Annotated in this window: 23 protein-coding genes and 2 other annotated features; of the genes, 7 read left to right on the top strand and 16 right to left on the bottom strand. The window is 40.5% G+C overall.

The features are described 5' to 3' along the window. Window positions 1–74: 74 nt before the first annotated feature. Window positions 75–312 (bottom strand) — a binding site (T-box leader). 35 nt (window positions 313–347) lie between these two features. Next, window positions 348–578 (bottom strand) — a binding site (T-box leader). A gap of 66 nt (window positions 579–644) precedes the next feature. Further along, window positions 645–920 (bottom strand): UPF0223 family protein, encoded by a 276-nt coding sequence (locus JNUCC41_RS16215; protein ID WP_098371129.1) that lies wholly within the window; start codon window positions 918–920, stop codon window positions 645–647. A gap of 57 nt (window positions 921–977) precedes the next feature. Further along, window positions 978–1,937, bottom strand: a complete 960-nt coding sequence (locus JNUCC41_RS16210; protein ID WP_192203921.1) for an NAD(P)H-dependent flavin oxidoreductase — start codon at window positions 1,935–1,937, stop codon at window positions 978–980. A gap of 413 nt (window positions 1,938–2,350) precedes the next feature. Here JNUCC41_RS16210 and JNUCC41_RS16205 point away from each other — a divergent pair, with 413 nt between their 5' ends. Then, on the top strand, window positions 2,351–3,808 hold the full coding sequence (locus tag JNUCC41_RS16205) for an aminotransferase class I/II-fold pyridoxal phosphate-dependent enzyme (protein WP_192203920.1): 1,458 nt from the start codon (window positions 2,351–2,353) through the stop codon (window positions 3,806–3,808). A gap of 177 nt (window positions 3,809–3,985) precedes the next feature. Here the strand turns inward: JNUCC41_RS16205 and JNUCC41_RS16200 are convergent, their stop codons facing one another. Further along, window positions 3,986–4,111: a GapA-binding peptide SR1P gene (locus JNUCC41_RS16200; protein ID WP_072272684.1), complete on the bottom strand. Its 126-nt coding sequence runs from the start codon at window positions 4,109–4,111 to the stop codon at window positions 3,986–3,988. Between the two features lie 336 nt (window positions 4,112–4,447). Between JNUCC41_RS16200 and JNUCC41_RS16195 the strand changes: the two genes are divergently transcribed. Next, window positions 4,448–4,882 (top strand): DUF1885 family protein, encoded by a 435-nt coding sequence (locus JNUCC41_RS16195; protein ID WP_192203919.1) that lies wholly within the window; start codon window positions 4,448–4,450, stop codon window positions 4,880–4,882. Between the two features lie 26 nt (window positions 4,883–4,908). On the opposite strand, the gene JNUCC41_RS16190 is transcribed toward JNUCC41_RS16195, so the two are convergent. From JNUCC41_RS16190 to JNUCC41_RS16165, 6 genes are all read right to left on the bottom strand, one after another. Continuing rightward, window positions 4,909–5,736 carry a polysaccharide deacetylase family protein gene (locus tag JNUCC41_RS16190; RefSeq protein WP_192203918.1) on the bottom strand — a complete coding sequence of 276 codons (828 nt, stop codon included), beginning with the start codon at window positions 5,734–5,736 and terminating at the stop codon, window positions 4,909–4,911. A gap of 573 nt (window positions 5,737–6,309) precedes the next feature. Further along, window positions 6,310–7,722: a dihydrolipoyl dehydrogenase gene (gene lpdA / locus JNUCC41_RS16185; RefSeq protein WP_192203917.1), complete on the bottom strand. Its 1,413-nt coding sequence runs from the start codon at window positions 7,720–7,722 to the stop codon at window positions 6,310–6,312. Between the two features lie 3 nt (window positions 7,723–7,725). Next, window positions 7,726–9,084: a dihydrolipoamide acetyltransferase family protein gene (locus tag JNUCC41_RS16180; RefSeq protein ID WP_192203916.1), complete on the bottom strand. Its 1,359-nt coding sequence runs from the start codon at window positions 9,082–9,084 to the stop codon at window positions 7,726–7,728. Window positions 9,085–9,204: 120 nt separating this feature from the next. Next, complete coding sequence (locus JNUCC41_RS16175; protein WP_076366780.1) at window positions 9,205–10,182, bottom strand: alpha-ketoacid dehydrogenase subunit beta; 978 nt, start codon at window positions 10,180–10,182, stop codon at window positions 9,205–9,207. A 3-nt stretch (window positions 10,183–10,185) separates the two neighbouring features. After that, window positions 10,186–11,301 (bottom strand): pyruvate dehydrogenase (acetyl-transferring) E1 component subunit alpha, encoded by a 1,116-nt coding sequence (gene pdhA / locus JNUCC41_RS16170; protein WP_192203915.1) that lies wholly within the window; start codon window positions 11,299–11,301, stop codon window positions 10,186–10,188. Between the two features lie 643 nt (window positions 11,302–11,944). Then, a complete protein-coding gene (locus tag JNUCC41_RS16165; protein ID WP_192203914.1) occupies window positions 11,945–12,607 on the bottom strand; it encodes a YkyA family protein in 663 nt (220 codons plus the stop codon). A 212-nt stretch (window positions 12,608–12,819) separates the two neighbouring features. Between JNUCC41_RS16165 and JNUCC41_RS27090 the strand changes: the two genes are divergently transcribed. Together JNUCC41_RS27090 and def are read left to right on the top strand one after the other, a co-directional pair. After that, window positions 12,820–12,990 (top strand): YjcZ family sporulation protein, encoded by a 171-nt coding sequence (locus JNUCC41_RS27090; RefSeq protein ID WP_192203913.1) that lies wholly within the window; start codon window positions 12,820–12,822, stop codon window positions 12,988–12,990. 236 nt (window positions 12,991–13,226) lie between these two features. Next, window positions 13,227–13,781 (top strand): peptide deformylase, encoded by a 555-nt coding sequence (gene def / locus JNUCC41_RS16155; protein ID WP_192203912.1) that lies wholly within the window; start codon window positions 13,227–13,229, stop codon window positions 13,779–13,781. Window positions 13,782–13,829: 48 nt separating this feature from the next. Here the strand turns inward: def and JNUCC41_RS16150 are convergent, their stop codons facing one another. Next, window positions 13,830–14,597: a Cof-type HAD-IIB family hydrolase gene (locus JNUCC41_RS16150; RefSeq protein ID WP_370662526.1), complete on the bottom strand. Its 768-nt coding sequence runs from the start codon at window positions 14,595–14,597 to the stop codon at window positions 13,830–13,832. A gap of 880 nt (window positions 14,598–15,477) precedes the next feature. Here JNUCC41_RS16150 and JNUCC41_RS16145 point away from each other — a divergent pair. Together JNUCC41_RS16145 and rnjA are read left to right on the top strand one after the other, a co-directional pair. Continuing rightward, window positions 15,478–15,687, top strand: coding sequence for a DNA-dependent RNA polymerase subunit epsilon (locus JNUCC41_RS16145; RefSeq protein ID WP_034314070.1), 210 nt, complete (start codon window positions 15,478–15,480; stop codon window positions 15,685–15,687). A 3-nt stretch (window positions 15,688–15,690) separates the two neighbouring features. Continuing rightward, entirely contained in the window at window positions 15,691–17,361 is a 1,671-nt protein-coding gene (gene rnjA / locus JNUCC41_RS16140) for a ribonuclease J1 (RefSeq protein WP_034314071.1), read from the top strand. A 79-nt stretch (window positions 17,362–17,440) separates the two neighbouring features. On the opposite strand, the gene JNUCC41_RS16135 is transcribed toward rnjA, so the two are convergent. The 4 genes from JNUCC41_RS16135 to JNUCC41_RS16120 form a co-directional block, all read right to left on the bottom strand. After that, entirely contained in the window at window positions 17,441–18,100 is a 660-nt protein-coding gene (locus tag JNUCC41_RS16135) for a potassium channel family protein (RefSeq protein WP_192203910.1), read from the bottom strand. A 62-nt stretch (window positions 18,101–18,162) separates the two neighbouring features. Beyond that, on the bottom strand, window positions 18,163–19,293 hold the full coding sequence (locus JNUCC41_RS16130; protein WP_428834090.1) for an N-acetyldiaminopimelate deacetylase: 1,131 nt from the start codon (window positions 19,291–19,293) through the stop codon (window positions 18,163–18,165). Between the two features lie 68 nt (window positions 19,294–19,361). Beyond that, window positions 19,362–20,072 (bottom strand): 2,3,4,5-tetrahydropyridine-2,6-dicarboxylate N-acetyltransferase, encoded by a 711-nt coding sequence (gene dapD / locus JNUCC41_RS16125; RefSeq protein WP_192203908.1) that lies wholly within the window; start codon window positions 20,070–20,072, stop codon window positions 19,362–19,364. 124 nt (window positions 20,073–20,196) lie between these two features. After that, entirely contained in the window at window positions 20,197–21,081 is an 885-nt protein-coding gene (locus tag JNUCC41_RS16120) for a transcriptional regulator CcpC (RefSeq protein ID WP_063231999.1), read from the bottom strand. A gap of 113 nt (window positions 21,082–21,194) precedes the next feature. Between JNUCC41_RS16120 and JNUCC41_RS16115 the strand changes: the two genes are divergently transcribed. Continuing rightward, entirely contained in the window at window positions 21,195–21,389 is a 195-nt protein-coding gene (locus tag JNUCC41_RS16115) for a TSUP family transporter (RefSeq protein WP_192203907.1), read from the top strand. Between the two features lie 156 nt (window positions 21,390–21,545). Here the strand turns inward: JNUCC41_RS16115 and JNUCC41_RS16110 are convergent, their stop codons facing one another. Beyond that, window positions 21,546–23,051: an MDR family MFS transporter gene (locus tag JNUCC41_RS16110; protein ID WP_286182116.1), complete on the bottom strand. Its 1,506-nt coding sequence runs from the start codon at window positions 23,049–23,051 to the stop codon at window positions 21,546–21,548. Between the two features lie 126 nt (window positions 23,052–23,177). Beyond that, window positions 23,178–23,618, bottom strand: coding sequence for a cyclic-di-AMP-binding protein CbpB (gene cbpB / locus JNUCC41_RS16105; protein ID WP_192203903.1), 441 nt, complete (start codon window positions 23,616–23,618; stop codon window positions 23,178–23,180). Between the last annotated feature and the right edge of the window lie 45 nt (window positions 23,619–23,663).

Raw genomic sequence — 23,663 nt, 5'->3', positions numbered from 1 at the left:
TTGATTTTTTCTAAAAGGTATATATATTGAAATCCCAATAAAAAAGTCCCCTGCAAACACACAAATATGTGTCTGCAGAGGACGGTAAACCGCGGTGCCACCTCAAGTTGGAAAAACGTATCATTTTTCCCTCTCAAGCAAGAAATGAAAAATTCTTGCGATTACCCTTTAACGGTGGCAGCCGAGTTTCCCTACTTATTTCAAGAAACCACTCATAAGTCCATTCATCTTCTTATATCGTACCGGTTTCCACCTATCCCGGCTCTCTGTTACGCATCTAAAAAGATTACTACTCTCATTCATAGATTTAATTATCATTTCCATAAAAACGCAAAAAGGCCCCTCATCCAAAGGACGAGGAACCCGTGGTACCACCTTAATTAGCTAAATTAGCTCACTTTACGGCATTAACATGCCTATCTCCACTAACGATGAGATAATCGCCAAAGCCTACTCCGTTCATCCGTTTCGGTTTGGGGCTCGGAAGTCCATTCGCTTAAATTCGTTCACCAGTTTTCAGCAACCACTGGCTCTCTGCAGAACATCATTAAGGTACTCTTCTTCGTCACTGCCTTTATCATTTTCTTGCTTATTATGTTAAAACAATCTTTTCAGTAAGTCAATGGAGTTTTCTAAAAATATTTTTAATTTTTCATTTTTATCCATTCCCCGTCATCGATTCCTTTTGCCTTCTTAATAACAAGATAGGCTGAATAAGTGCTGACTGACTCAAACTCATCCGTATACTTTTTTTCATCCGCCTTACCGGGGACTATTTCCTTGAATCTTCGGTAAGCCTTCATAAATTCTTCCTTTTGTATTTTATTTTCATAAGCCTTTTCTACAGCTTCAAAGAATTTGATCACATCTACGATTTCTTCAGTAGACCAATCAAGATCCATTGGATATTGATAATCCATACCCTAAACACGCTCCTTCTAGATAGTTTTTCATGCTGTCCGGCAGTCCATGCATCATCAGTCTGCCCATTTTGAACGAATTGCTTCCGCTTGGTCGATAATCCGACTGAATAGTTCAGCAGTCGATGGTACATCATGAATCAGCCCCATCACTTGTCCGGCCCAAGCAAAGCCTTCACCTTCGACACCGTCATGAATATAACGCTGATTCGCTTTTCCGCTTATGTAATCCTTCAATTGTTCATATCCGCCATTTTCTTTTTCTATTTCAAGAATCTTATCGGTCCAGCTGTTTGCAATTACCCTTGCTGGTGCACCAATGGAACGCTTGATGACAACGGTATCATTTTCTGTGCCGGAAACCAAGGCATTTTTATATAATTCATGTGCATGAACACATTCCTTGACCGCTATGAATCGTGTTCCCATCTCGATTCCTTCGGCACCAAGTGCCAATGCTGCCATCAAACCGCGTCCATCGCCAAAACCACCCGAGGCGATGACTGGAATATTAACGGAGTCCACAACTTGAGGAATTAACACGGAAGTTCCAATATCATCACGGCCTAAATGTCCTCCTCCCTCCTGACCAACTACCATCACCGCATCTGCCCCAAGCTGCTCAGCTTTCATTGCCTGCCTTTTTGCAGCGACAAGCACGAGTTTTTTCACCTGGGTGCCTTTGACGTAATCAAGAAATGGTGCAGGGTTGCCCCCGGTTACGGAAACAGCTGCGATATCCTCTTTCAGGGCTGCTTCCAGCATATTTTCATAAGGTCTTCCATGCTGACCGATTGCAAAGTTCACACCAAACGGTTTATCCGTCAATGATTTGGTTTTTCTAATTTCATCTGTCAGTTGCTCCGGGTTGTCCAAGGACATGGCCGTTACCTGCCCCAGCCCTCCTGCATTCGAAACTGCCGCCGCCAGGTCTGCATATGCTAAATGGGCCAATCCCCCTTGTACGATTGGATATTGAATGCCTAATAAATCGGTCACACGCGTTTTCCACTTCAAACTCCTCAGCTCCCTTTTTTAATTTATGTTGTTTATTTAGTTGAACTCAAAAACCATTAGCTTCATTATGGCAAATATTGTTTAACCGTTCAATTTTTAAACTCACCTACAATATTAATAAAAGAAGAATTCTTGAGTAAATCCAGTAAATACTAGGAAAATGGACATTTATAATCTGCTGTAATTTTATTGGGCCCCTTAACAACAAAGACATATATAAATGGTTTAAGTCAGGACATTAAAGTCACTCTAGGCATTTATTATAAGACGTGCTATAATTCATATGTTTTATGTCTATCCACATGTTTACTAACCATACGATGGAATCGGAGAAACATACGATCATTAATAGAAAGGGAGTATATACTCCCAAATATTATGTACCTATTTTAATGAAAAGGGGCCACAAAGAATTGTCACAGAATGAAACACCCTTATACACTGCCTTATTGCAGCATGCAAAAAAAAATCCCGTTCAATTTCATATTCCAGGTCATAAAAAAGGGAAAGGAATGGACGCTGATTTCCGTAATTTCATTGGAGAAAATGCATTATCCATAGATTTAATCAATATCGCTCCACTCGATGATCTCCATCAGCCAAAGGGGATCATTAAACAAGCTCAGGATCTTGCCGCTGAAGCTTTTGGGGCGGATCACACATTCTTTTCCGTTCAAGGAACAAGTGGAGCGATCATGACAATGGTCATGACAGTCTGCGGACCTGGGGACAAAATCATCGTCCCAAGGAATGTACATAAATCCGTAATGTCTGCCATTGTATTTTCCGGAGCTGTTCCTATTTTCATCAATCCTGAAATAGACAAAGATTTGGGCATCTCACACGGAACCACCGTCGATGCCGTCGAGAAAGCTTTAAAGGAACATAGCGATGCAAAAGGATTGCTTGTCATCAACCCAACCTATTTCGGCATTTCGGCCGATTTGCAAAAAATAGTGGAAGTTGCTCATTCCCACCAAATCCCAGTACTGGTGGATGAAGCACATGGTGTCCATATACACTTCCATGAAGACTTGCCGATGTCAGCCATGCAAGCTGGAGCAGATATGGCTGCAACGAGTGTTCATAAACTGGGCGGTTCACTAACGGGAAGTTCCATATTAAATGTTAAGAACGGTTTGGTTTCCGCAAATCGTGTTCAAGCCATATTGAGCATGCTCACAACCACCTCAACCTCCTATATCCTTCTGGCTTCCCTGGATACGGCCAGAAGACAACTTGCGACGGTAGGTAGGGAAATGATCGATGAAGCGATCAATCTCGCAGGGTATATCCGTGAGGCAGTTAATGAGATTCCTTATCTTTACTGTGTCGGCAGCGAAATTCTCGAGAGTGAGGCAGCCTTTAGTTATGACCCGACTAAATTAATCATATCCATCAAGGAATTGAATATTACCGGATACGACGTTGAGAAATGGCTTCGTGAAAAGCATAATATCGAAGTGGAACTTTCTGACTTGTACAATATCCTTTGCCTGATAACGCCTGGAGACTCAAAAACAGAAGCGGATCTTCTGATTGCTGCCCTTAGAGACTTGGCGGATGAGTTTAAGGAAATGGCAGCTGAACATGAAAAAATCGAAGTCCTGCTTCCTGATACACCACCACTGGCTTTATCACCAAGGGAGGCATTTTATGCAGACACCGAAGTGGTTCCCATTGAGGAATCTGTCGGCAAAATTAGCGCTGAGTTCATCATGGTTTACCCGCCTGGAATTCCGATCTTCATACCAGGTGAATTGATTACTGAAGATAATATCAATTACATCCGGAAAAACATCGAGGCCGGCCTTCCTGTTCAAGGCCCTGAGGACCCAGAAATAAAATATTTACGCATCATTAAAAATTGATTGATCCCATAAAACCAGAGCAAAGTGCTGCTCTGGTTTTTTTGCCCCTTATTATTGAGCAAGTAGCTCCCGATCAACTGAAGATTTTCACTTCATTAACATCTACAAAAAGGGTGCTCCAGATTACAACCCTGAAACACCCTTAAATTCTATTAATCTTATTATCCTTTTTTCGATTTATTTTTCAGAGGCAGCTGTATCACAGCTTTGGCAGTTGTGATTGTGTGTATATAGTACACTTACTTTTTCATCTTCAAAATGTTCAATCGTGCTATTGCAAGTTTGACATACGATAGTTCCCATTTTTACAACCCCTTCCTCTATATTGTATGCATTAATAACGTAATGTAACCGCTTTATATGAATTATAATATAACACATTTATTATTTCAAGTTAAAAAGTATAACATATATGTATTTTCCCCATTTAATGAACACTCATGTTGGAATAACTTTACTCCAATCGTTCGTTAGAATGATTCCTTTTTGGACCCTGGAGTTCATTTCATCACAGCCCTTACTTTTGCATAGCAAGGTGAAAAAGGAATTTCGCCTTTTAATTTACATATAGATATGTATATAATACATCCATAAAATGTTAATATATTCTTACATCCAATCAATCTAAGGGGGATCCACATGACTGAAAATGCCTATATCAAACTCGTTCCTGAGTCCGTGAAAGGGACTGTAACCATCGAAGACGTGAAAGAATTGCTGAACTATTATCAAATGATCACAGCGAAAACCGGAAAGCAACTGGATTGGAATTATGATAAGAAAGCATTTCCTTATGAAATGAAAGAACCAGAAAAGATGAAAGATAAGGCCATATACCTCCAATCCAAAGAAGATCGATATCACATGATATTGATAGGCGTTGACCAAGAAGTCGTTAAGGATGAAGATGGATCAGAGCGGATTCAATCCTATATCCAATTCACCCTCCCTGAAACAGCAACTTTCGGTGATAAGGGAAAAGCTAATGAACTGTGCAAGTTCCTTGCAAAGAAATTACGGGCGCAGCTACATCTCTTCAATAAACGGGTGATGTATTATTATCCAAGGAAATAAAAATACCTGCTGAAGCCGGAATTGGCTCAAGCAGGCGTTTCAATCAACTTTGGATCAAGGATCTCATAACCTTCCTTTTGAAAACCTTTCACGATATCCTCAATGGCTTCACTCGTCCATTTCCGGTCATGCATCAGTAAGTTCGCACCATTTCCTAAATAAGGGCTGTTCAACATGATTTCTGTTAACGCTGTTTTATCCTGATAGTCTTTTTCCCAGTCATATCCATATGACCAATTCATGACCAACATTTTTTCTTTCTCAGCGACTTTTTTTGAATGCTCGGTATTCGATCCAAATGGCGCCCTGAAGTACTTAGGGCTTACCCCTGTAATGCCTTCTACCATATTGTTCAATTTTACGATTTCCCGTTCTTGTTCTTTCTCGGTCAACTGTTTTAAATTTACATGGGAATAAGTATGATTACCGATAGAAAAACCCATTTCATGAATTTCTTTTAGCATCGCTTTATTTTCATCATTTTCAAGAAAGTGACCGTTCACGAAAAAAATAGCAGGTACTTCAAGGCGCTTCAGGGTCTGGGCGATTTTCAGAGAATATTTATCAGGTGCATCATCAAATGTTAACAACACAACTTTCGGATTTGCCTCCCCGATTGGTTTAAATGACCAATTCTTTTCGTCCACCTGATATTCTGCCTTTACATTCCCATCGTCAATCGTTTTTGACGTTTCGTTTTCCAAGTCTTTCTCTTTCTGGCTTTCATCTTGGACCGATGTTGTCGTTTCCACACTTTTTTGATTTTCATTTTCTGTTGGACCGGAACTCGGTCCATTACATGCCATCAATAAAAATGATACTAATGTAAATAATGCTACTCCTTTGTTAATCATGATTCCTCCGTGGTTTCTTGTGTCATAGCGACTTGAAAAGTTTAATAAAGGGGTACTAGCGTTTCCAAAAGGATTTGCAAAATACCGTAGCATAATAGACTTATCACGGTAACAAGCATTGTTCGCCTATTGGATTTTAAAATCATTTTACCAATGTAAATGGCTAGATAGGAAAAGACCAAAAACATGAATACTTTGAAAACGAATCGATCGTTAACAGACAGCCATTCAACTAAGGTATACCCACTCCAAACGATTAGTTGAAAGAGGATTACCAGATAATTTTTCAAATGATCCACCCCATTTTAATATGAATATTCAGCCATGATCTCTTTATTGGCAAAAAATATTCAATTAACATCGCTCATCTTATTTTTTATCCTTTATTACCTTTCTCAAAACCTTACAAGGAAAAAAAGTAAGAAGTCCTTTTTATAGCTTATGCCCTTTTAGCCCTTTTCATTTAACTAGCGTGAAGAAAATGATGACTGGGGAGTCATCCTTCATATTCGTATATCTGCCAAACAAAAAAAGCGTACTGCATGAGGCAGTACGCTTTTTTATAAAAATCAATTACTTGATGATGTGAATAGGAGTTCCAAGGGCAACTTCAGCAGCTTCCATTGTGATTTCCCCTAAAGTTGGATGTGCATGGATTGTCATTGCGATATCTTCGGCAGTCATTCCCGCTTCGATAGCCAGACCAAGTTCTGCAATCATATCAGAAGCGTTTGGTCCTGCAATTTGTGCTCCTATAACCAATCCGTCTTCTTTGCGAGTGATAAGCTTCACAAATCCGTCCGTATTATTTAAAGAAAGAGCACGTCCATTTGCAGCGAATGGGAATTTAGAAGCAAGCGCTTCGATTCCAGCTTCCTTCGCTTCTTTTTCATTATAACCGACAGAAGCAAGTTCCGGTTCAGAGAATACAACAGCCGGAATAGCAAGATAGTCGATTTCAGATGAATGTCCTGCAATGGCTTCAGCAGCAATTTTACCTTCATAAGAAGCTTTATGAGCCAACTGAGGTCCAGAAACGATATCACCGATTGCGTAAATGTTTTTCACGCTTGTACGGCATTGTTTATCCGTTTCGACCAAACCACGGTCAGTCATTTTGATTCCGACTTGCTCCAGGCCGATCTCTGCCGTATTTGGACGACGTCCAACTGTTACTAATACGTAATCGGCTTCAACCTTTTTCTCTTCGCCTTTTACTTCATAAGTAACGGTTACACCTGTTTCAGTTTCTTCCACACCTTTAGCATTTGCTTTAGTGACAATTTCAGCACCCTTGTTTTTAAGGTTACGCTTAACAAGTGCTGCCATTTGTTTTTCAAAGCCTGCAGAAAGGATTTCTTCAGTACCTTCAAGGATGGTCACTTTAGTGCCGAAGCTTGCGAATGCTCCGCCAAGCTCAGTACCAATGTAACCTCCGCCGATTACCACGATCGAACCTGGAACTTCTTCCAAAGCAAGAGCACCAGTGGAATTAAGTACACGTTTCGTATATTTAAATGACGGAATCTCGATTGGCGATGAACCAGTGGCGATGATTGCGTTTTTAAATGTATATGTTTGGGCTGAGTCTTCATTCATAACACGGATGCTGTTTTCATCGACGAAATAAGCTTCACCGGTTACAACATCAACGTTATTACCTTTTAATAGGCTGCTTACACCGCCTGTTAATTTTTTAACAACAGAACCTTTCCAAGCTTGTACTTTAGAAAAATCAACAGAAACTTTTTCTGCAAAGATACCCATATCTTCTGAATGCTGAGCTTCATGGAAACGGTGTCCAGCCGAAATTAAAGCTTTTGATGGGATACAGCCTACATTCAAACAAACTCCGCCGATTGTTCCTTTTTCAACGACCGTTACTTTCTGCCCAAGCTGTGCTGCGCGAATTGCGGCAACATATCCCCCTGGGCCTGAACCGATCACTAAAGTATCTGTTTCGATTGGAAAATCTCCTACTACCATTGTTTACGCCTCCATTAACAATAATTCTGGGTCGTTCAATAACTTTTTGATATGATTCAATGCATGTTGAGCTGTTGCTCCATCAATCATGCGGTGATCAAAGCTCAGTGATAATGCCAGAACTGGAGCGGCGATAATTTCCCCGTCGCGTACAATTGCTTTTTCGGCAATGCGTCCAATCCCTAGAATGGCAACTTCTGGATGATTGATTACAGGTGTGAACCATTGACCGCCTGCGGAACCGATATTCGTAATGGAGCAAGAAGCACCTTTCATTTCGTTAGGAGCCAATTTGCCGTCACGGGCTTTCGTCGCTAATTCATTAATTTCTTGTGAAATAGCAAAAGTTGATTTACGATCTGCATCTTTTACAACCGGAACGAGCAGTCCTTTGTCTGTGTCTGCCGCAATTCCGATATTGTAATAGTGTTTATGGATAATCTCACTAGCCTCATCATCAAATGATGTGTTAAGCATAGGGAATTCACGCAATGCACTTGTTAACGCTTTAACAACATAAGGTAGGAATGTAAGCTTGATTCCTTTTTGTGCAGCAATTTCCTTGAATTTCTTACGGTGAGCAACCAATAGCGTCACATCGACTTCATCCATTAATGTAACATGTGGAGCTGTCTGCTTGGATTTCACCATAGCTTTGGCGATCGCTTTTCTCATGCCGCTCATTTTTTCGCGAGTTTCAGGATATTGCCCTTCTGGAATTGTAACTTTTTGTTTTTCGGTTGTTTCCGTATCATTTTGTTGTGAAGCTTCACTTTGAGCTGCCGGTTGCTGTGGAGCAGTTTTGCCGTTTTTGAAAGCATCTATGTCATCTTTCATGATGCGGCCATTATCTCCAGAACCAGAAATCTCACGAATATTTACCCCTTGTTCGCGCGCATATTTCCTAACAGAAGGCATGGCGATGATACGTCGTGAAGGATCTGCCTCAACTTGTGGTTGTGCTCCCGCGCCCGTTACACCATTATTTTCTTGAACCGGAGCAGCCTCTTTCTTGACTTCCTGTCCAGCTTCAGCAGTCGCTTGAACCTGGGCCTCCGTATTCTTCTCACCTTCTGCCTTTGCTTCTTCTCCATGGTCCCCTTTAAACTGAAGATTTTCATAACCTGGAGCATCGAATGTTACAAGTACATCGCCAACAACGGCAACCGTTCCTTCTTGAACAAGGATTTCTTCCACGGTACCTTCCACCGGTGATGGGATTTCAACAACGGCCTTATCGTTCTGAACCTCGCAAAGCACGTCATCTTCTTGAATCTTATCTCCTGGTTTTACAAACCATTTCACTATTTCACCTTCGTGTATACCTTCTCCGATATCAGGGAGTCTAAATTGGAATGCCACTGAGTTCAACCTCCTATATTAAATCATACTTAGTGCTTTGAATAAAGTCCTTTATCTTGCATTACCGTTAATGCGATATTACTTTCCCAAGCAGGACATTCATTCCATTACTCAAGATTGTTAAAACTTCAAGACTTTAGTCGCCGTTTCAATAATGTCTTTATAATTAGGGAGCCATACTGTTTCAGCTTGTGAAAACGGGAATACCGTATCAGCAGCCGCCACTCGCAGTACTGGAGCATCCAAGCTCAAAATGGCACGTTCGTTAATTTCCGCTACGACATTCGCTGCAATACCAGCTTGCTTTTGTGCTTCTTGAACAACGATAGCGCGTCCAGTTTTTTCTACAGAAGCAATGATTGTATCAATATCCAATGGAGAAACAGTCCGTAAGTCGACCACTTCGACGGAATGGCCTTCCTTAGCCAATTCCTCAGCTGCCTTGATGGATTCCTGTACCATTGCACCATACGTAATAATGGATAGATCCGTTCCTTCTCTTTTCACATCGGCTTTTCCCAACGGAATTGTATACTCTTCTTCAGGCACTTCCTGACGGAAAGAGCGGTACAATTTCATGTGCTCAAGGAAAATGACAGGGTCATTATCACGAATAGCTGAAATCAATAAGCCTTTTGCATCGTAAGGAGTGGAAGGGATAACTACCTTTAACCCTGGTTGCTGAGCCATTAAACCTTCCAAGCTATCAGCGTGCATTTCCGGAGTATGCACTCCGCCTCCAAAAGGTGAGCGAATTGTAACCGGTGCACTGTAACGTCCGCCTGAACGGTAACGCATACGAGCAAGCTGACCGCTTACGGAATCCATTACTTCATATACAAACCCGAAGAATTGAATTTCAGGAACAGGACGGAAACCTTGTAAAGAAAGACCGACCGCTAATCCACCGATTCCAGATTCAGCAAGAGGTGTATCGAATACACGATCTTCACCGAATTCTTTTTGAAGATTTTCCGTTGCACGGAAAACTCCTCCATTAACCCCAACATCTTCCCCAAAAACGAGTACATTCTCATCATTCTTAAGTTCTGTACGTAATGCTTCTGTAATTGCTTGAATCATCGTCAATTGAGCCATGGCTTACTTCGACTCCTTCTCTTTATAAATTTCATATTGTTCTTTTAAGTTATAAGGCATTTCTTCATACATGTTTTCAATAAGGTCTGTAACCTTTTGCTTAGGTTCTGCATCTGCCAATTTGATCGCTTCTTTAATATCGTCTTTTGCTTTTTCTATTGTTTCGTTCTCTAATTCTTCATTCCAAAGTTTTTTGTTTTCCAAGAACTTGCGGAAACGAACCAATGGATCTTTCAGTTCCCACTCGTTATCCATTTCGGAAGTACGGTAACGTGTCGGGTCATCCCCAGCCATCGTATGCGGACCATAACGGTAAGTTAATGTTTCAATCAATGTAGGGCCTTCACCATTAATTGCACGTTCACGCGCTTCTTTAACAGCTGTATAAACGGCCAACGCATCCATACCATCAACTTGGATGCCAGGGATACCTGCAGCCACACCCTTCTGGGCTAATGTTTTTGCTGCTGATTGCAAATCAACCGGAGTCGAGATTGCGAAACGGTTATTTTGCACGATGAAGATAGCCGGCGCTTTAAATGCACCTGCAAAGTTAATTCCCTCATAGAAGTCACCTTGTGAGGTTCCGCCGTCACCCGTATATGTGATGGCTACAGCTTTTTTTCCGCGTTTCTTCAACCCAAGTGCAACACCTGCAGCTTGAATATATTGAGCGCCGATAATGATTTGAGGGGAAATTACATTGACGTCTTCAGGAATTTGATTTCCTTTAAAATGTCCCCGTGAGAACAAGAATGCTTGCCAAAGCGGAAGGCCATGCCAAACGATTTGCGGAACATCACGGTAGCCAGGCAGAATGAAATCTTCTTTTTCCAAAGCATACTGGGAAGCGATTTGAGATGCTTCTTGACCGGCAGTCGGTGCATAGAAACCTAATCTGCCTTGGCGGTTCAGTGATATAGAACGTTGATCCAAGATGCGTGTATATACCATACGACGCATTAATTCTTGCAATTGTTCATCACTTAAATCAGGCATTGCCGCTTCATTAACGACTTCTCCCTCTTCATTTAAAATTTGAAAAGTTTCAAATTGTTCTTCTACTTTCTTAAGCTGATCCTGAACATTAATTTTAGCTTGTTTAGTTTTTTGAGCCATTTGGCACCTCATCCTTTCATTAAAAAGGTTTGCTATTATTATTCTATAAAGCAAAAATAGTTTGCTTTTTAGTTTCTTCAACAATTCATTCTTTTATTTTTCCCTTAAGACCAATCCTCAAACGTGGATATGCTTAATATGTCTCAATCTTATTCTGTACCATAAAAAAAATCAAGGAAAATGATACAAGAATTTTTATAGATTAAGTTTACAAGATGAATTAACATCAAGTCAATCACTTGGAGTTCCTTATAATTTTGATTTAATAGAATTTCCAATACTCATACTTCTTCTCTGTATTAGTTTTCACTTTATAACTGTACCATTAAATTTCCCCTATTTTTCAATTTAAGGATTGCGAAGGATAACATTTAAAACCCCCAGCATACCGGATCGATTCCAAAACCGCTTTAACTATAGGCATTTGAGCCTTCGGAATAATATTCCAAAAGAATATTCAAACGCTTTCATATAAGTCTGCTGTTTGAATTTTGATTATCGTTTTTTTTTAGTACAGGTATGAAAATCCCACATCAAGATGGTTGCACAAAAAAGTCCATTCTAGAATTTTTCTGTCCCTACATGAACTGGATTGAACAAAATATGGGCTGTGAGTGAGAATCACAGCCCATCATTATTTATATTATTTTGTTGAATCAGCCATTTCTATGCCGGAACTATCATAAAAACTTTCTTTTTTTTGATTTGATTTTTCCGTTAATGCATTAAATTCCTCATTCGCTTTCAGAACTTTTGAATAAGAGGTATTTATTTTCTTGATTTGCACTTGTAATTCATCCATTTTCAAATCCTCTTTTTTAAAAAGTTCATATAATTCACGATCATAAGCCAGACTTTGTTGATAAGCATCATATAAATTATCGTAGGTGCTATAGCGCTCACTCATGACCTTTTTCATTTCGGTCGCTTCTTTTTTTATTTTTTCATCCTCTATTTTCCCGATTTGTTCATCTATCTGATTGAATTGTTCTTTTGAGGATTGCATACTGCTTTGTTCCTTTTCAATTATTTTTTCCCTTTGGTCGATATTCTTGGTGGCTTCATCTGAAAGCTCGACAATCTGTTCATAATCATCCAATCCAAGTTTAATGATTTTCTCATATTTTTCTTTTTCTTTTTTCTCCAAATCATTAAGAGGCTCTTGATGTTCGGTGAAATCACTTTCCTTTTCTGCAGTTTTCTCTAGGATTTTGTGGATTCTTTCTTCTGGTGAACCATTAAAACAACCAGCCAAGATCACTAAAGAAAGAAGTAAAATAACATATGGACCAAAACGCTTCAACATAGACAGCTCCTTCTAATAGTACTTCGAAGATTCATTTTTCTCTAAATTCCCTTATTAGCAGCAAACACTTGTTACAATCATATTCCGAACAGGTTTTTTTCATTACTGGGCGCTAGCCTACACCCTTTAAGCCATCCTGCATAGGCTGTAGTGACCGTTTCAAATCAGAGTGGTCAGTATTTTAATAATACAAAAAACGGAGGTATGAAATTATGTATGGAGGTTACAACCAGGATTGCTGTTATCCGGTTTCCAGTGCACCCAGCTATGGTTATGGTGATGGTTATGGCTATGGTGGTGGAGGCTGCGGCTTTGGAAGCGGCTTCGCTCTAATCATTGTCCTGTTCATTCTGTTAATCATTGTCGGCGCGTGCTTATGCTAACCAGGTAATTACTATTACCTTTACCCGAAAATGTTAACTATTTACCCTAAATAACAAAAAATGATTTATTTTTTTAAATAGACCTTAACACGCAATTAATATAATGGCTGGGATAGGAATTAATGACTTATTCCATCCCTTCCATTTTCTTTCATTAGACATCCATTAACTTTCAGTGTTTTTTTTGTTAAAATAACCCTATACATATTATTAGAATTTTTGCGGGGTGAAAGATAATGCTTACCATGGATGATTTTGTTAATGAAGACGATCCAATCTTAAGGCAAGTCGCGGTAGAGGTTCCGCTTCCGGCATCAAATGAAGATAAGCAACTTTTAGACAGCTTGATGGAATATGTCCAAAACAGCCAGAAGCCCGATATTTCTGCACTATACGGGCTAAGGGCAGGAATTGGCTTGGCTGCACCACAGGTGAATGTTTCAAAAAGGATGATCGCGGTTCATTTGAAAGAAAAAGATGGTCAACTGTATAGCTATGCACTTTTCAACCCTAAACTCATCAGCCATTCAGTGGAAAAAGCATATTTGACATCCGGTGAAGGCTGCCTTTCCGTAAATCGTCCCGTTTCCGGCTATGTTCCCCGTTATGCTCGAATAACGGTTGTGGGTACGGACCTGGAAGGAAAATCGGTTCAACTCCGCCTGAAAGGCATCGCAGCCATTTGCTTTCAGCATGAAATCGACCACCTTAATGGAATCATGTTTTATGATCATATCAATCCGGAAGACCCCTATGCCATTCCGGAAAATTCAATTGCGTTGGAAAGGTAACGCAATAAGCAAAACCCCTGCCTGTTGGTTGACGGGGGTTTTGTTTTTTTATATCAGTTCAAGTTCCTTCAAACCAAAAAGTATGCCATCATCATCGACATCCTTCGTTACAAAGTCGGCCTCTTGCTTCACAAGTTGACCGGCATTCCCCATTGCCACGCCATATCCCGCTACTTTTAACATCTCTATATCATTTAAGCCATCTCCAAAGGCGTAAACATCCTCCAAAGCAAACCCGACTTTTTCCATTAATATTTTTATGCCTTCAGCTTTTGAACCCCCGAATGGAAGTACATCCGTTGAATATTCATGCCATCTAATGAAATGAAAGTCGTCATATTTCCCAACAAAGTTCCCTTCTTCATCTTCCGAACAGAATAATAAGGCTTGATATATATCATGGTCCTCATAAAAATCTGCCACATGTTCAGGGTGGGGAAACTTCAGGCTGCTTAATGCTTCTTCAATTCTGATATGATGTGGAACACTCGATTTCATTGTCTCCTCATTCATGAAAACGATCGGTATTTCATTTTTTTCAGCATGTTCGTGGAGCCGTTTTATCTCAGGTATGCTCAAAGGGTTTTTATAAACGACTTTCCCTTCAAAAACAACGTATTGTCCATTGAAGCTTACAAATGTATCGATGCCAAGCTCTTCCCTTAAAGATTCGAACATGAACGGAGCCCTTCCTGTGGCAATTGCTACAAAAACCCCGCTATCCTGCAGTTGCTTAATAGCTTTTTTTGTTGAAGCAGGTAACTTTTTTTCATGATCGAGTAATGTTCCGTCAATATCAAAGAATACGATTTTCACTAACAATTCACTTCCAATTCTTTCATTTTTCCTTTTTTAATATGTACCCATTTAATAATTGTCATCAAGATAAGTCAAGTAACATAACCGGATTCCACTCAATTTACGTTTTTTATTCATGAATGGGCATATACTATTCTTAATAGAAACAACTCAGGCTTTCTTAGATTACTTCTCTCCCATCCTTCTTTACTCCAAAATCCCAGCCGCTTGTATGAATGAGCCTTTTTTTTCAAAAATGGGCCAAGTACCTGTAAAGACGTATTTACATTATTGAATAATCCTATACAATAATAGTAAGGGAGCGTGATCGCCATGTTAAAAAAGCTTCGTAAAAAGCTTGCTAAACAGTGGAATGATCTTTTAAGAAAAAAATCTATCGCATGATTTGCCACTCATTCCTGCCTTGGCCGTCATCCATATGCGAATTTTTTTTGGACAGCTCTTCAAAAACTTGCGAAGGGCTTCTTCCTTGTTGTAAAGTTCTTGTTAAGCATTCTTTCTATCTTGGCTTTTATATGGTCAGGTGAATACATATTTCAAATAAAGATATGAGTCTTTGTGTTTTCATGAAACGCTGACAGTCGCACTGTTTTAATTAGAAAGAAATCGTTTACGAAAAAAAGATCCCATGATTTAAGTTTTACACATGGCAAAAACGGATAGGATATAAGATAGAGGAAGACACAATTGGATTGATACCAGAATCGGCCATCTATTTTTTTATATACTTTAGACATTGGTATATTTAATTCATCAAACCCCTTCCGTTTTTATGGCGGAGCTGGGTTTATTTTTACATGATGTTGAAAAACATGAAAAAATTGTTGTTTTTATATATAATGAAAAAAGCAATGCAAACAAGTGAGGAGAGATTAAAATGGTTTTTAAGGTATACTATCAAGTAACCATATCAGAGGTTCCCATCAGGGAGAATACTAAAACAATGTTTGTCGAAGGTGAATCCGTTCGTGACGTTCGTTTAAAATTAAAAAAGGAACCTTATAACGTAGAAATCGTATTACCCGTAACCGGAGCATATTTAGAATATGAAAAACAAAATGAAGATTACAAAGTATTGGAGCTATAATTTATGAAATTTGTAAAAAACGATCAAACAGCTGTATTCGCCCTGGGCGGTTTAGGCGAAATCGGTAAGAACACATATGCTGTTCAGTTTCAAGATGAAATCATCATCATTGATGCTGGAATTAAATTTCCTGAAGATGAGCTTCTCGGTATTGACTATGTGATTCCTGATTACAGCTATTTAGAAAAAAATGTAGATAAAATTAAAGGTGTCTTCATTACCCATGGCCATGAAGACCATATTGGCGGGATTCCTTATTTGCTTAGAAAAGTGAATGTCCCTGTATACGGCGGGAAACTAGCACTTGGACTGCTTCGTAATAAATTGGAAGAACACGGCCTTTTGCGCCAGACAACCATGATTGAGATCAGTGAAGATGAAGTGATCAAGTTCCGGAAAACGTCCGTCTCATTCTTCCGCACAACACACAGTATCCCTGACTCTTATGGAATCGTTGTAAAAACACCACCTGGACAAATTGTCCATACTGGTGATTTTAAATTCGACTTCACACCAGTGGGCGAGCCTGCAAACCTGACCAAGATGGCTGAGATCGGTAAAGAAGGTGTATTGTGCCTACTCTCGGATAGCACAAATAGTGAAGTGCAGAATTTTACTATGTCCGAAAGCCGTGTCGGCGATACCATTCAAGACATTTTCCGTAAGGTTGACGGCCGGATTATTTTTGCAACGTTTGCATCGAACATCCATCGCCTTCAGCAAGTTGTCGAAGCAGCCGTGGCTAACGGCCGTAAAATAGCCGTTTTTGGCCGAAGCATGGATTCAGCCATATCAATTGGACAAGATCTTGGTTATATCGTAGCGCCTAAAGATACATTTATTGATGTACAGCAATTGAATCGTATGCCTGCGAATAAAGTAACCATCCTTTGTACAGGCAGTCAAGGTGAACCAATGGCAGCATTGTCTCGCATAGCGAATGGCACTCACCGTCAGATTCAAATCATTCCTGGAGATACTGTAGTATTTTCATCTTCACCTATCCCAGGTAACACAATCAGTGTTTCGAGAACAATCAATCAATTGTATCGTGCAGGAGCAGACGTCATTTCAGGTCCTTTGAATGACATTCATACATCAGGACATGGCGGACAGCAGGAACAAAAGCTGATGCTTCGTTTGATTAAACCAAAATTCTTCATGCCAATCCATGGTGAATACCGTATGCAAAAACTACATGCCCGCCATGCAGTCGATTGCGGGGTTCCGGAAGAAAATTGCTTTATCATGGATAATGGTGAAGTTCTATCCTTAAGTGAAAACACAGCACAAATCGCTGGTAAAATCCCTTCAGGTTCGGTTTATATCGATGGAAGCGGCATCGGGGATATTGGTAATATCGTTCTCCGTGATCGTCGGATTCTTTCCGAGGAAGGCCTTGTCGTTGTCGTTGTCAGCATCAATATGAAGGAATTCAAAATTGCATCCGGACCTGACATCATCTCACGCGGATTTGTTTACATGAGAGAATCAGGAGACCTTATAAGCGATGCTCAATCCTTGATAACTAAGCATTTAAATAAGGTGATGGATCGTAAAACTACACAATGGTCTGAAATTAAAAATGAAATTACAGACACTTTATCTCCATTCCTATATGAAAAAACTAAACGGCGTCCAATGATCCTCCCGATCATCATGGAAGTCCAATAATAATAGAAGCCCAGCCATTGATGGCTGGGCTTTTTTGTGGATAATAAGTGCGCGCTGCCCGAAATTGAGCAAAGCTTGCTTATTCCACAATTTTTTTTTCAAAGCGATTGATGTCCGAATCCGCGCCGATGACGATCAATATATCACCTTTATGAATTAAATCGCTCGCCTGTGGGGAAACATTTATATCGTTCCCCCTTTTGATTGCGACTATATTCAGCCCATAATGAGCACGGATATCAAGGTCAAAGATCGAGTTTCCATTCATCTTTTGGCTTGCAACAATTTCGACGATGGAGTGTTCATCAGAAAGCTCCAAATAATCGAGAATATTATTGGAGACGATATTATGGGCGATCCTTCTCCCCATATCTCGTTCGGGGTGCACGACATAGTCGGCCCCGATTTTACGAAGAACCTTCTCATGATAATCATTTTGCGCTTTAACCGTAACATTTCCGACACCCAATTCCTTAAGCATGAGCGTCGTCAATATGCTAGCTTGAATATTCTCGCCAATCGCTACAATGACGTGATCAAAATTCCGAATCCCTATGTTTCTCAGTACATTTTCATCTGTCGTATCCCCTACTACTGCATGTGAAGCTATTCTGGCAAATTCATTCACTCGATCTTCGTCAGCATCGATAGCCAGAACCCCTAATCCTTCTTCAGCTAATGTCTTGACTATGCTGCCGCCAAAACGGCCAAGTCCAATCACCGCAAATTCTTTTTTCACAATAAGCCCTCCAACGTCATTCGTTCTCCCTTTAAAGCATGTTCTGTACTGAAAAGCATTTTTTACGCTTCGCTTCCTTTAAACGTTATATAGTCCGTTAAGTGATTGATCGCGAGTTCAATCGCAGTTTCATCCGGACTTAACTTAGCGTGGTGCAATCCGTAATCCGATGAAACCCCCAGCCAGAACATGAATCCTGGAATCTCCTTTAACATATAACCAAAATCTTCACCAGTCATCGCTTCAGTGCAGCGATGCAAATGAATCGCGGTTGACTTCTCTGTAAATTCCATGAATTCCCGGGTCAGCCGTTCTTCATTATACACCTGATGATACATCGCACCATAGTCGATTTCAGCCAAGCACTCATATCCCACTTGTATGCCATCCACAAGCGCCTTTATTCTTGACTTGACCTTTACCATCGATTCTGGGTTAAGGGTGCGTATTGTACCTTCTAACCGTGCTGTCTCCGCAATAATATTTTGAACGGTGCCTCCAGTAATCTTCCCAACTGTAATGACAGCTGAATCAAGTGGATTGACATTCCTGGATATGATTGTTTGCAACTGCCCTACAAGCGAACAGGCCGCAATGACCATATCATTTGTTTCATGCGGATAGGCTGCATGCCCTCCTTTCCCCCTCAAATCGATGAATAATTCAGATGTATTGGCAAATAGAAGCCCTTCTTTAACGGCAATCGTCCCAACTGGGTACTCTGGGGCAATATGTAAAGCAAGAATCATATCAGGCTTCCATTTTTTCATCGTTTCCGATTTAAGCATCGGTTCAGCTCCGCCAGGACCTTCTTCTGCAGGCTGGAAGATGAATAGCAAGTCATCATCGATCGGATTTTCGGTGAAATATGTCAATAATCCCAAACCTATGCTCATATGAAAATCATGACCGCAGGCATGCATATATTCCTCGTGTGTGGAGGCAAACGGCAATCCGGTTTCCTCTTTTATCGGCAGACCGTCAATATCAGCCCGGTAGCCAATCGTTTTTCGCGGATTCATTCCCTTCACTTTCACGAATATCCCAGTCCGCCAAGTTTCTATCTCCATTCGCTCCTGGGCCAGTTTCGTTATGTAGTTAAGTAGGTATTCCTGCGTCTTGAATTCTTGGAACCCTATCTCCGGTATTTGATGCAAATCACGCCGGATCTCGGCAAAAGGACTTATTTTCACATTATTTCCTCCTATACAGAAAGCGTGGATATATTTATCCACGCTTCAGGCAATATTCACTAAAGAAATTAAAGTTGACGAAGTTCTTGCATGATTTCTGTTTTTGATTTTGTTTTTTCGTCAATTTGTTTAATGACCCTCGCCGGGATACCGGCAGCAACAGAGTAAGGAGGAATGTCTTTCGTTACAACTGCACCAGCCGCCACAACTGAACCTTGACCGATTTTCACACCTTCCAGTACGACCGCATTGGCTCCGATTAAAACATCATCTTCCAAAATGACCGGTTGTGCGGAAGGCGGCTCGATGACACCTGCTAAAACGGCACCTGCGCCTACGTGACAGTTTTTACCCACTGTTGCACGACCGCCCAGTATTGCGTTCATGTCGATCATTGTGCCTTCACCGATGACTGAACCAATATTGATTGATGCACCCATCATGATGACTGCGTTGTCTCCAATGGATACTTGGTCACGAATTACTGCGCCAGGCTCGATACGGGCTTTGATGCCTTTTAGGTCCAATAAAGGAATGGCAGAGTTACGGCGATCATTTTCAACTACATAATCCTCGATTTTTGTTCCTGCTGCCTTGATTGCTTCTTCGACTTCAGACCACTCACCGAATACAACACCTGTATTTCCTGTTATGAAAGTTTTAGAAGCTGGTCCAAAATCCATGCCTTCTAAATCGCCTTTGACATATACCTTTACAGGTGTAGATTTTTTACTATTTGAGATAAAAGAAATAATTTCGTTTGCATCCATTTTGTTCATTCCGGGTAAACCTCCTAAATATGTATCATTACTCGTTTTAAATTTACCAGACAACTGCCGGCAAGACAAGTTGAATGTCACTCTTATATATTATTCTCTCCTATTGACATTTTCGTCAGCGGACCTATAACATTCCTTGGTCGCGAATATGCTCTTTCACCACTTCCGTGAATGCTTGCACTTGCTTTAACTGGAAGGCAGATTCATAGCCGCAAAGCCATGTATCCCGTTCGATTGAGTGGTTATGCCCATCCAGTAGAGGGATTTTAAAAACATTCGTATCTTTATCATGCAGAGTGATGGCTGGCAGGATTGCATATCCTATTCCATTGAACACCATTTGTTTGCATGTTTCGATTTGATCCACGACAATAGTGTTTTTTGGTGTCGTTTTAAATTGCCGATGCCACCAGTCCTGGATTTCCTGATAATAATTCGAATCGCTTTTAAACTGAATGAATGGCCGGTCCGTTTCGAACACTTGATTCAGTTCCTTCATTTCAGTATCGACCAGATACAGCATATCCGTAAATAAATGCTGTTTTACACCTTTCCAATCCGGGGCTCCCCTTATGATGCCAATATGCACCTGTCCTTCATACAAAGACTTTAAAATCTCACTGCTCCAGCCAGTGATTAAGGAAATTTTGGCATACGGATATTTTTGAACGAACTTTTTCAATACTTGCGGCAGCCAATTTTGACCGACAATCGAAGCACAGGCTATTTTCAAAGTCCCATATACTTCATGGTCCATAGCTTGAATGCTTTCCCTGACCTTTTCTTCTTTTTCGATAACCTCATTGGCCAAACGAATTACCGCTTCACCTGCTGGCGTCAGTGACAGCCCTTTTTGTGAACGCAGAAACAGTTTCGAGCCCCAATCCTTCTCTATGGATTGTAAACGCTGTGATAATGCCGGCTGGGAAACGAACAACCGCTCAGCTGCTTTTCTCATATTCATTTCCTGAGCAAGCACGGATAATAAATGAAATTCTGAAAATGACATACACACCAACCTCTTGATAATTAAATCTTATCATGATGATTTAATTTATTTAAATTTTATTATCAACAAAGTCGGCCTATAATACAAGAGAAAAGAAACAGGGTGAATATCCTTTGACGATCATTTTACTGCTTGTCATCAGTTCTGCAGCATCCTTCGTCGGTACATTGGCTGGGGGCGGCGGCCTTATCGGAATGACATCCCTTCTTTTGATAGGTTTACCCATACACCAGGTTATTGGTTCAGTCAAATTTCCCAATATGTTTTCTTCTTTTTCTAGCTTTTATACTTTATTCAAGAAAAAATAGCTAAAATTGAAGGATGCCCTCCATTTAATCCCATTTACCCTTTTCGGTGGCTTTTGCGGTGGCCTGCTTGTTAATTCAATCTCTGAGAAGGCAATGAATTTGTTAGCCATCTGTCTCTTGACTGCAAACTCCATTTAAGGAGTCTGCCTTTTTTCGCTATTCCTTCTTATTCTTTCTTAGTCTCGTAAGTAATAGGAAGCTGATTATAGAGAAGACCAGGACAATAAGATAAATCGTCTGTAAAGACAATGTAAGTCCTTCCTGTAAAACATTTACAACGTTTTCTGGAAGCGACATGCGTTCTTCACTGTTCAACAGTTTATTCGCCGTATCTATCGTCACTCCCGAGCCGGCTGGCGCATGCTCGTTCAAGTAGGCCTGAAGCCTCATATTCATGATTCCTCCAAGTAATGCAGCACCTACAGTATTCCCTAAATTACGCATGAACATATTGGAAGCTGTAGCAATGCCCCTTCGTTCCCAGCTGACGGTTTTTTGAATGACGACAATGAATGAGGTTGAAGTCAAGCCCATGCCCACTCCGACAAAGAAGGATCCCATGGCAGCAATAAGGGGCCCAGCTTCCGGCTTCATCCACACTAGGATCAAGCTCCCAAGGATCAATGAACACCCTCCAAGGAGGGAGGTTGATTTGAATCCTATTTTCATCAATAACCTGCCAGAGACCATTGATGCGATCGGCCAGCCAATTGACATGGCTGTCAATGTAAAACCAGCTACCGTAGGCGAGCGTTCCATCACGCCCTGAACGAAGGTCGGGAGGAAACTTGATAATCCGATCATCATCACCCCTGTCGTCAGGGATACAAGATTGGCAATCAGAATGGAACGCTCCTGCCAAATTTCAAATGGCATCATCGGTTCGGCTGCTTTCTTTTCCTGAAGAATGAAGAAGATGAAGGTGATGATGGCCACTAATGCCAAGGATATGACCGGAGCTGAAGCCCATGACCATTTCACTCCTCCTTCTACGAGAATCACCATAAGAGTGGATATGGATAACGTCAATAGCGTTGCACCTAGGTAATCGATATCACGTTTTTTCTTTTCGATATTTTCATGAAGGAAAAACCAAATACCAATAAAAGATAATAAGCCCAAAGGGATATTTACCCAGAAGACAAGCTTCCAAGTCAGGGATTCAACGAGCAAGCCGCCCAAAGCTGGCCCCATGACAGCCGAAATGCCCCACACGCTCGATAGATACCCTTGTACGCGTGCCCTCTCTTCATTTTTATAAATATCGCCAACAATTGTCGAAGCCACAGGAGCGACAGCCCCAGCCCCAAAACCTTGTATAAAGCGATATATGATGAGTTCCGTCATAGAATCTGCAAAGCCGCAGAGAAGGGAGCCAATAAGGAAGACAATGATTCCAAATAATAAAACAGGTTTTCTCCCGAGAATATCCGATAGCTTTCCATATATCAAGACTGTTACCGCGTTCATGAGCAAATAACCTGAAAATACCCAGCTGTAAAGTGAAAAACCGCCTAAATCACTTACAATGGCTGGCATTGCCGTTGACACAATCGTTCCTTCAATAGCATTCATAAACATAGCCAACATGATCGCAGCTAATATGAAGGGACGTTTCAATTTTTTATTCTGCACCTTAGCACTATTCACTTCTTGGCCCAATTTCAGCATTCCTCCCCAAAGACCCTAACTGTTTATAGACTTTACCACTAGCTGGATCAAATATGTAAAAACAAGAAAACTCGCCAACTGGCGAGTCTTGAGGTTAACCATCTTTTTAAGCCTTACTTATTTATCGGGTGTATTTTGTTTAAATACCTTTTTCAGGATTGCTCTTCTCGTTAAGATACCTTCAAATACATGTTCGTCATTCTCCACACAGACAAAAGGATGATCAATCAACAATTCCACACCCTTTGTCAATGTATCATCAATATGCAGGCGAGGTATTTCTATATTCATTATTTCGGAAACTTTTTTATTCTCAAGATTATCAAATTCAATTCGTTCCAGTCCCAAGATTGAATCAAGAATGACTGGTGTGCTAATTAAACCATGCAGTTTATACATCGGATCTAACACAGGAATGGCCGTATAACCGCTCTTTGTTAATACCAATAGTGCATGTTCTAAATTATTGGTTACCTGCACGTGGGCCACGCGTTCAGAAGAAATCATTAAGTCTTTAACGCTGGATTCCAATAAATCCCCATCATGAGTACCGATCATGTTAAAACCCCTTACCATATGTTTTTATATACAGCTCTTTCTATA

It is taken from the genome of Brevibacillus sp. JNUCC-41 (assembly GCF_014844095.1).
Lineage (GTDB): Bacteria > Bacillota > Bacilli > Bacillales > DSM-1321 > Peribacillus > Peribacillus aracenensis.
This window is presented reverse-complemented; position numbering and strand designations above follow the sequence as displayed.

What these genes read in the sequence shown, in the direction of transcription:
- JNUCC41_RS16215 (WP_098371129.1), bottom strand. Translation starts at nt 920, where the DNA reads ATGGATTATCAATATCCAATGGATCTTGATTGGTCTACTGAAGAAATC.
- JNUCC41_RS16200 (WP_072272684.1), bottom strand. Translation starts at nt 4,111, where the DNA reads ATGGGAACTATCGTATGTCAAACTTGCAATAGCACGATTGAACATTTT.
- JNUCC41_RS16195 (WP_192203919.1), top strand. Translation starts at nt 4,448, where the DNA reads ATGACTGAAAATGCCTATATCAAACTCGTTCCTGAGTCCGTGAAAGGG.
- JNUCC41_RS16190 (WP_192203918.1), bottom strand. Translation starts at nt 5,736, where the DNA reads ATGATTAACAAAGGAGTAGCATTATTTACATTAGTATCATTTTTATTG.
- lpdA (WP_192203917.1), bottom strand. Translation starts at nt 7,722, where the DNA reads ATGGTAGTAGGAGATTTTCCAATCGAAACAGATACTTTAGTGATCGGT.
- JNUCC41_RS16175 (WP_076366780.1), bottom strand. Translation starts at nt 10,182, where the DNA reads ATGGCTCAATTGACGATGATTCAAGCAATTACAGAAGCATTACGTACA.
- pdhA (WP_192203915.1), bottom strand. Translation starts at nt 11,301, where the DNA reads ATGGCTCAAAAAACTAAACAAGCTAAAATTAATGTTCAGGATCAGCTT.
- JNUCC41_RS16165 (WP_192203914.1), bottom strand. Translation starts at nt 12,607, where the DNA reads ATGTTGAAGCGTTTTGGTCCATATGTTATTTTACTTCTTTCTTTAGTG.
- JNUCC41_RS27090 (WP_192203913.1), top strand. Translation starts at nt 12,820, where the DNA reads ATGTATGGAGGTTACAACCAGGATTGCTGTTATCCGGTTTCCAGTGCA.
- def (WP_192203912.1), top strand. Translation starts at nt 13,227, where the DNA reads ATGCTTACCATGGATGATTTTGTTAATGAAGACGATCCAATCTTAAGG.
- JNUCC41_RS16145 (WP_034314070.1), top strand. Translation starts at nt 15,478, where the DNA reads ATGGTTTTTAAGGTATACTATCAAGTAACCATATCAGAGGTTCCCATC.
- rnjA (WP_034314071.1), top strand. Translation starts at nt 15,691, where the DNA reads ATGAAATTTGTAAAAAACGATCAAACAGCTGTATTCGCCCTGGGCGGT.
- dapD (WP_192203908.1), bottom strand. Translation starts at nt 20,072, where the DNA reads ATGAACAAAATGGATGCAAACGAAATTATTTCTTTTATCTCAAATAGT.
- JNUCC41_RS16120 (WP_063231999.1), bottom strand. Translation starts at nt 21,081, where the DNA reads ATGTCATTTTCAGAATTTCATTTATTATCCGTGCTTGCTCAGGAAATG.
- cbpB (WP_192203903.1), bottom strand. Translation starts at nt 23,618, where the DNA reads ATGATCGGTACTCATGATGGGGATTTATTGGAATCCAGCGTTAAAGAC.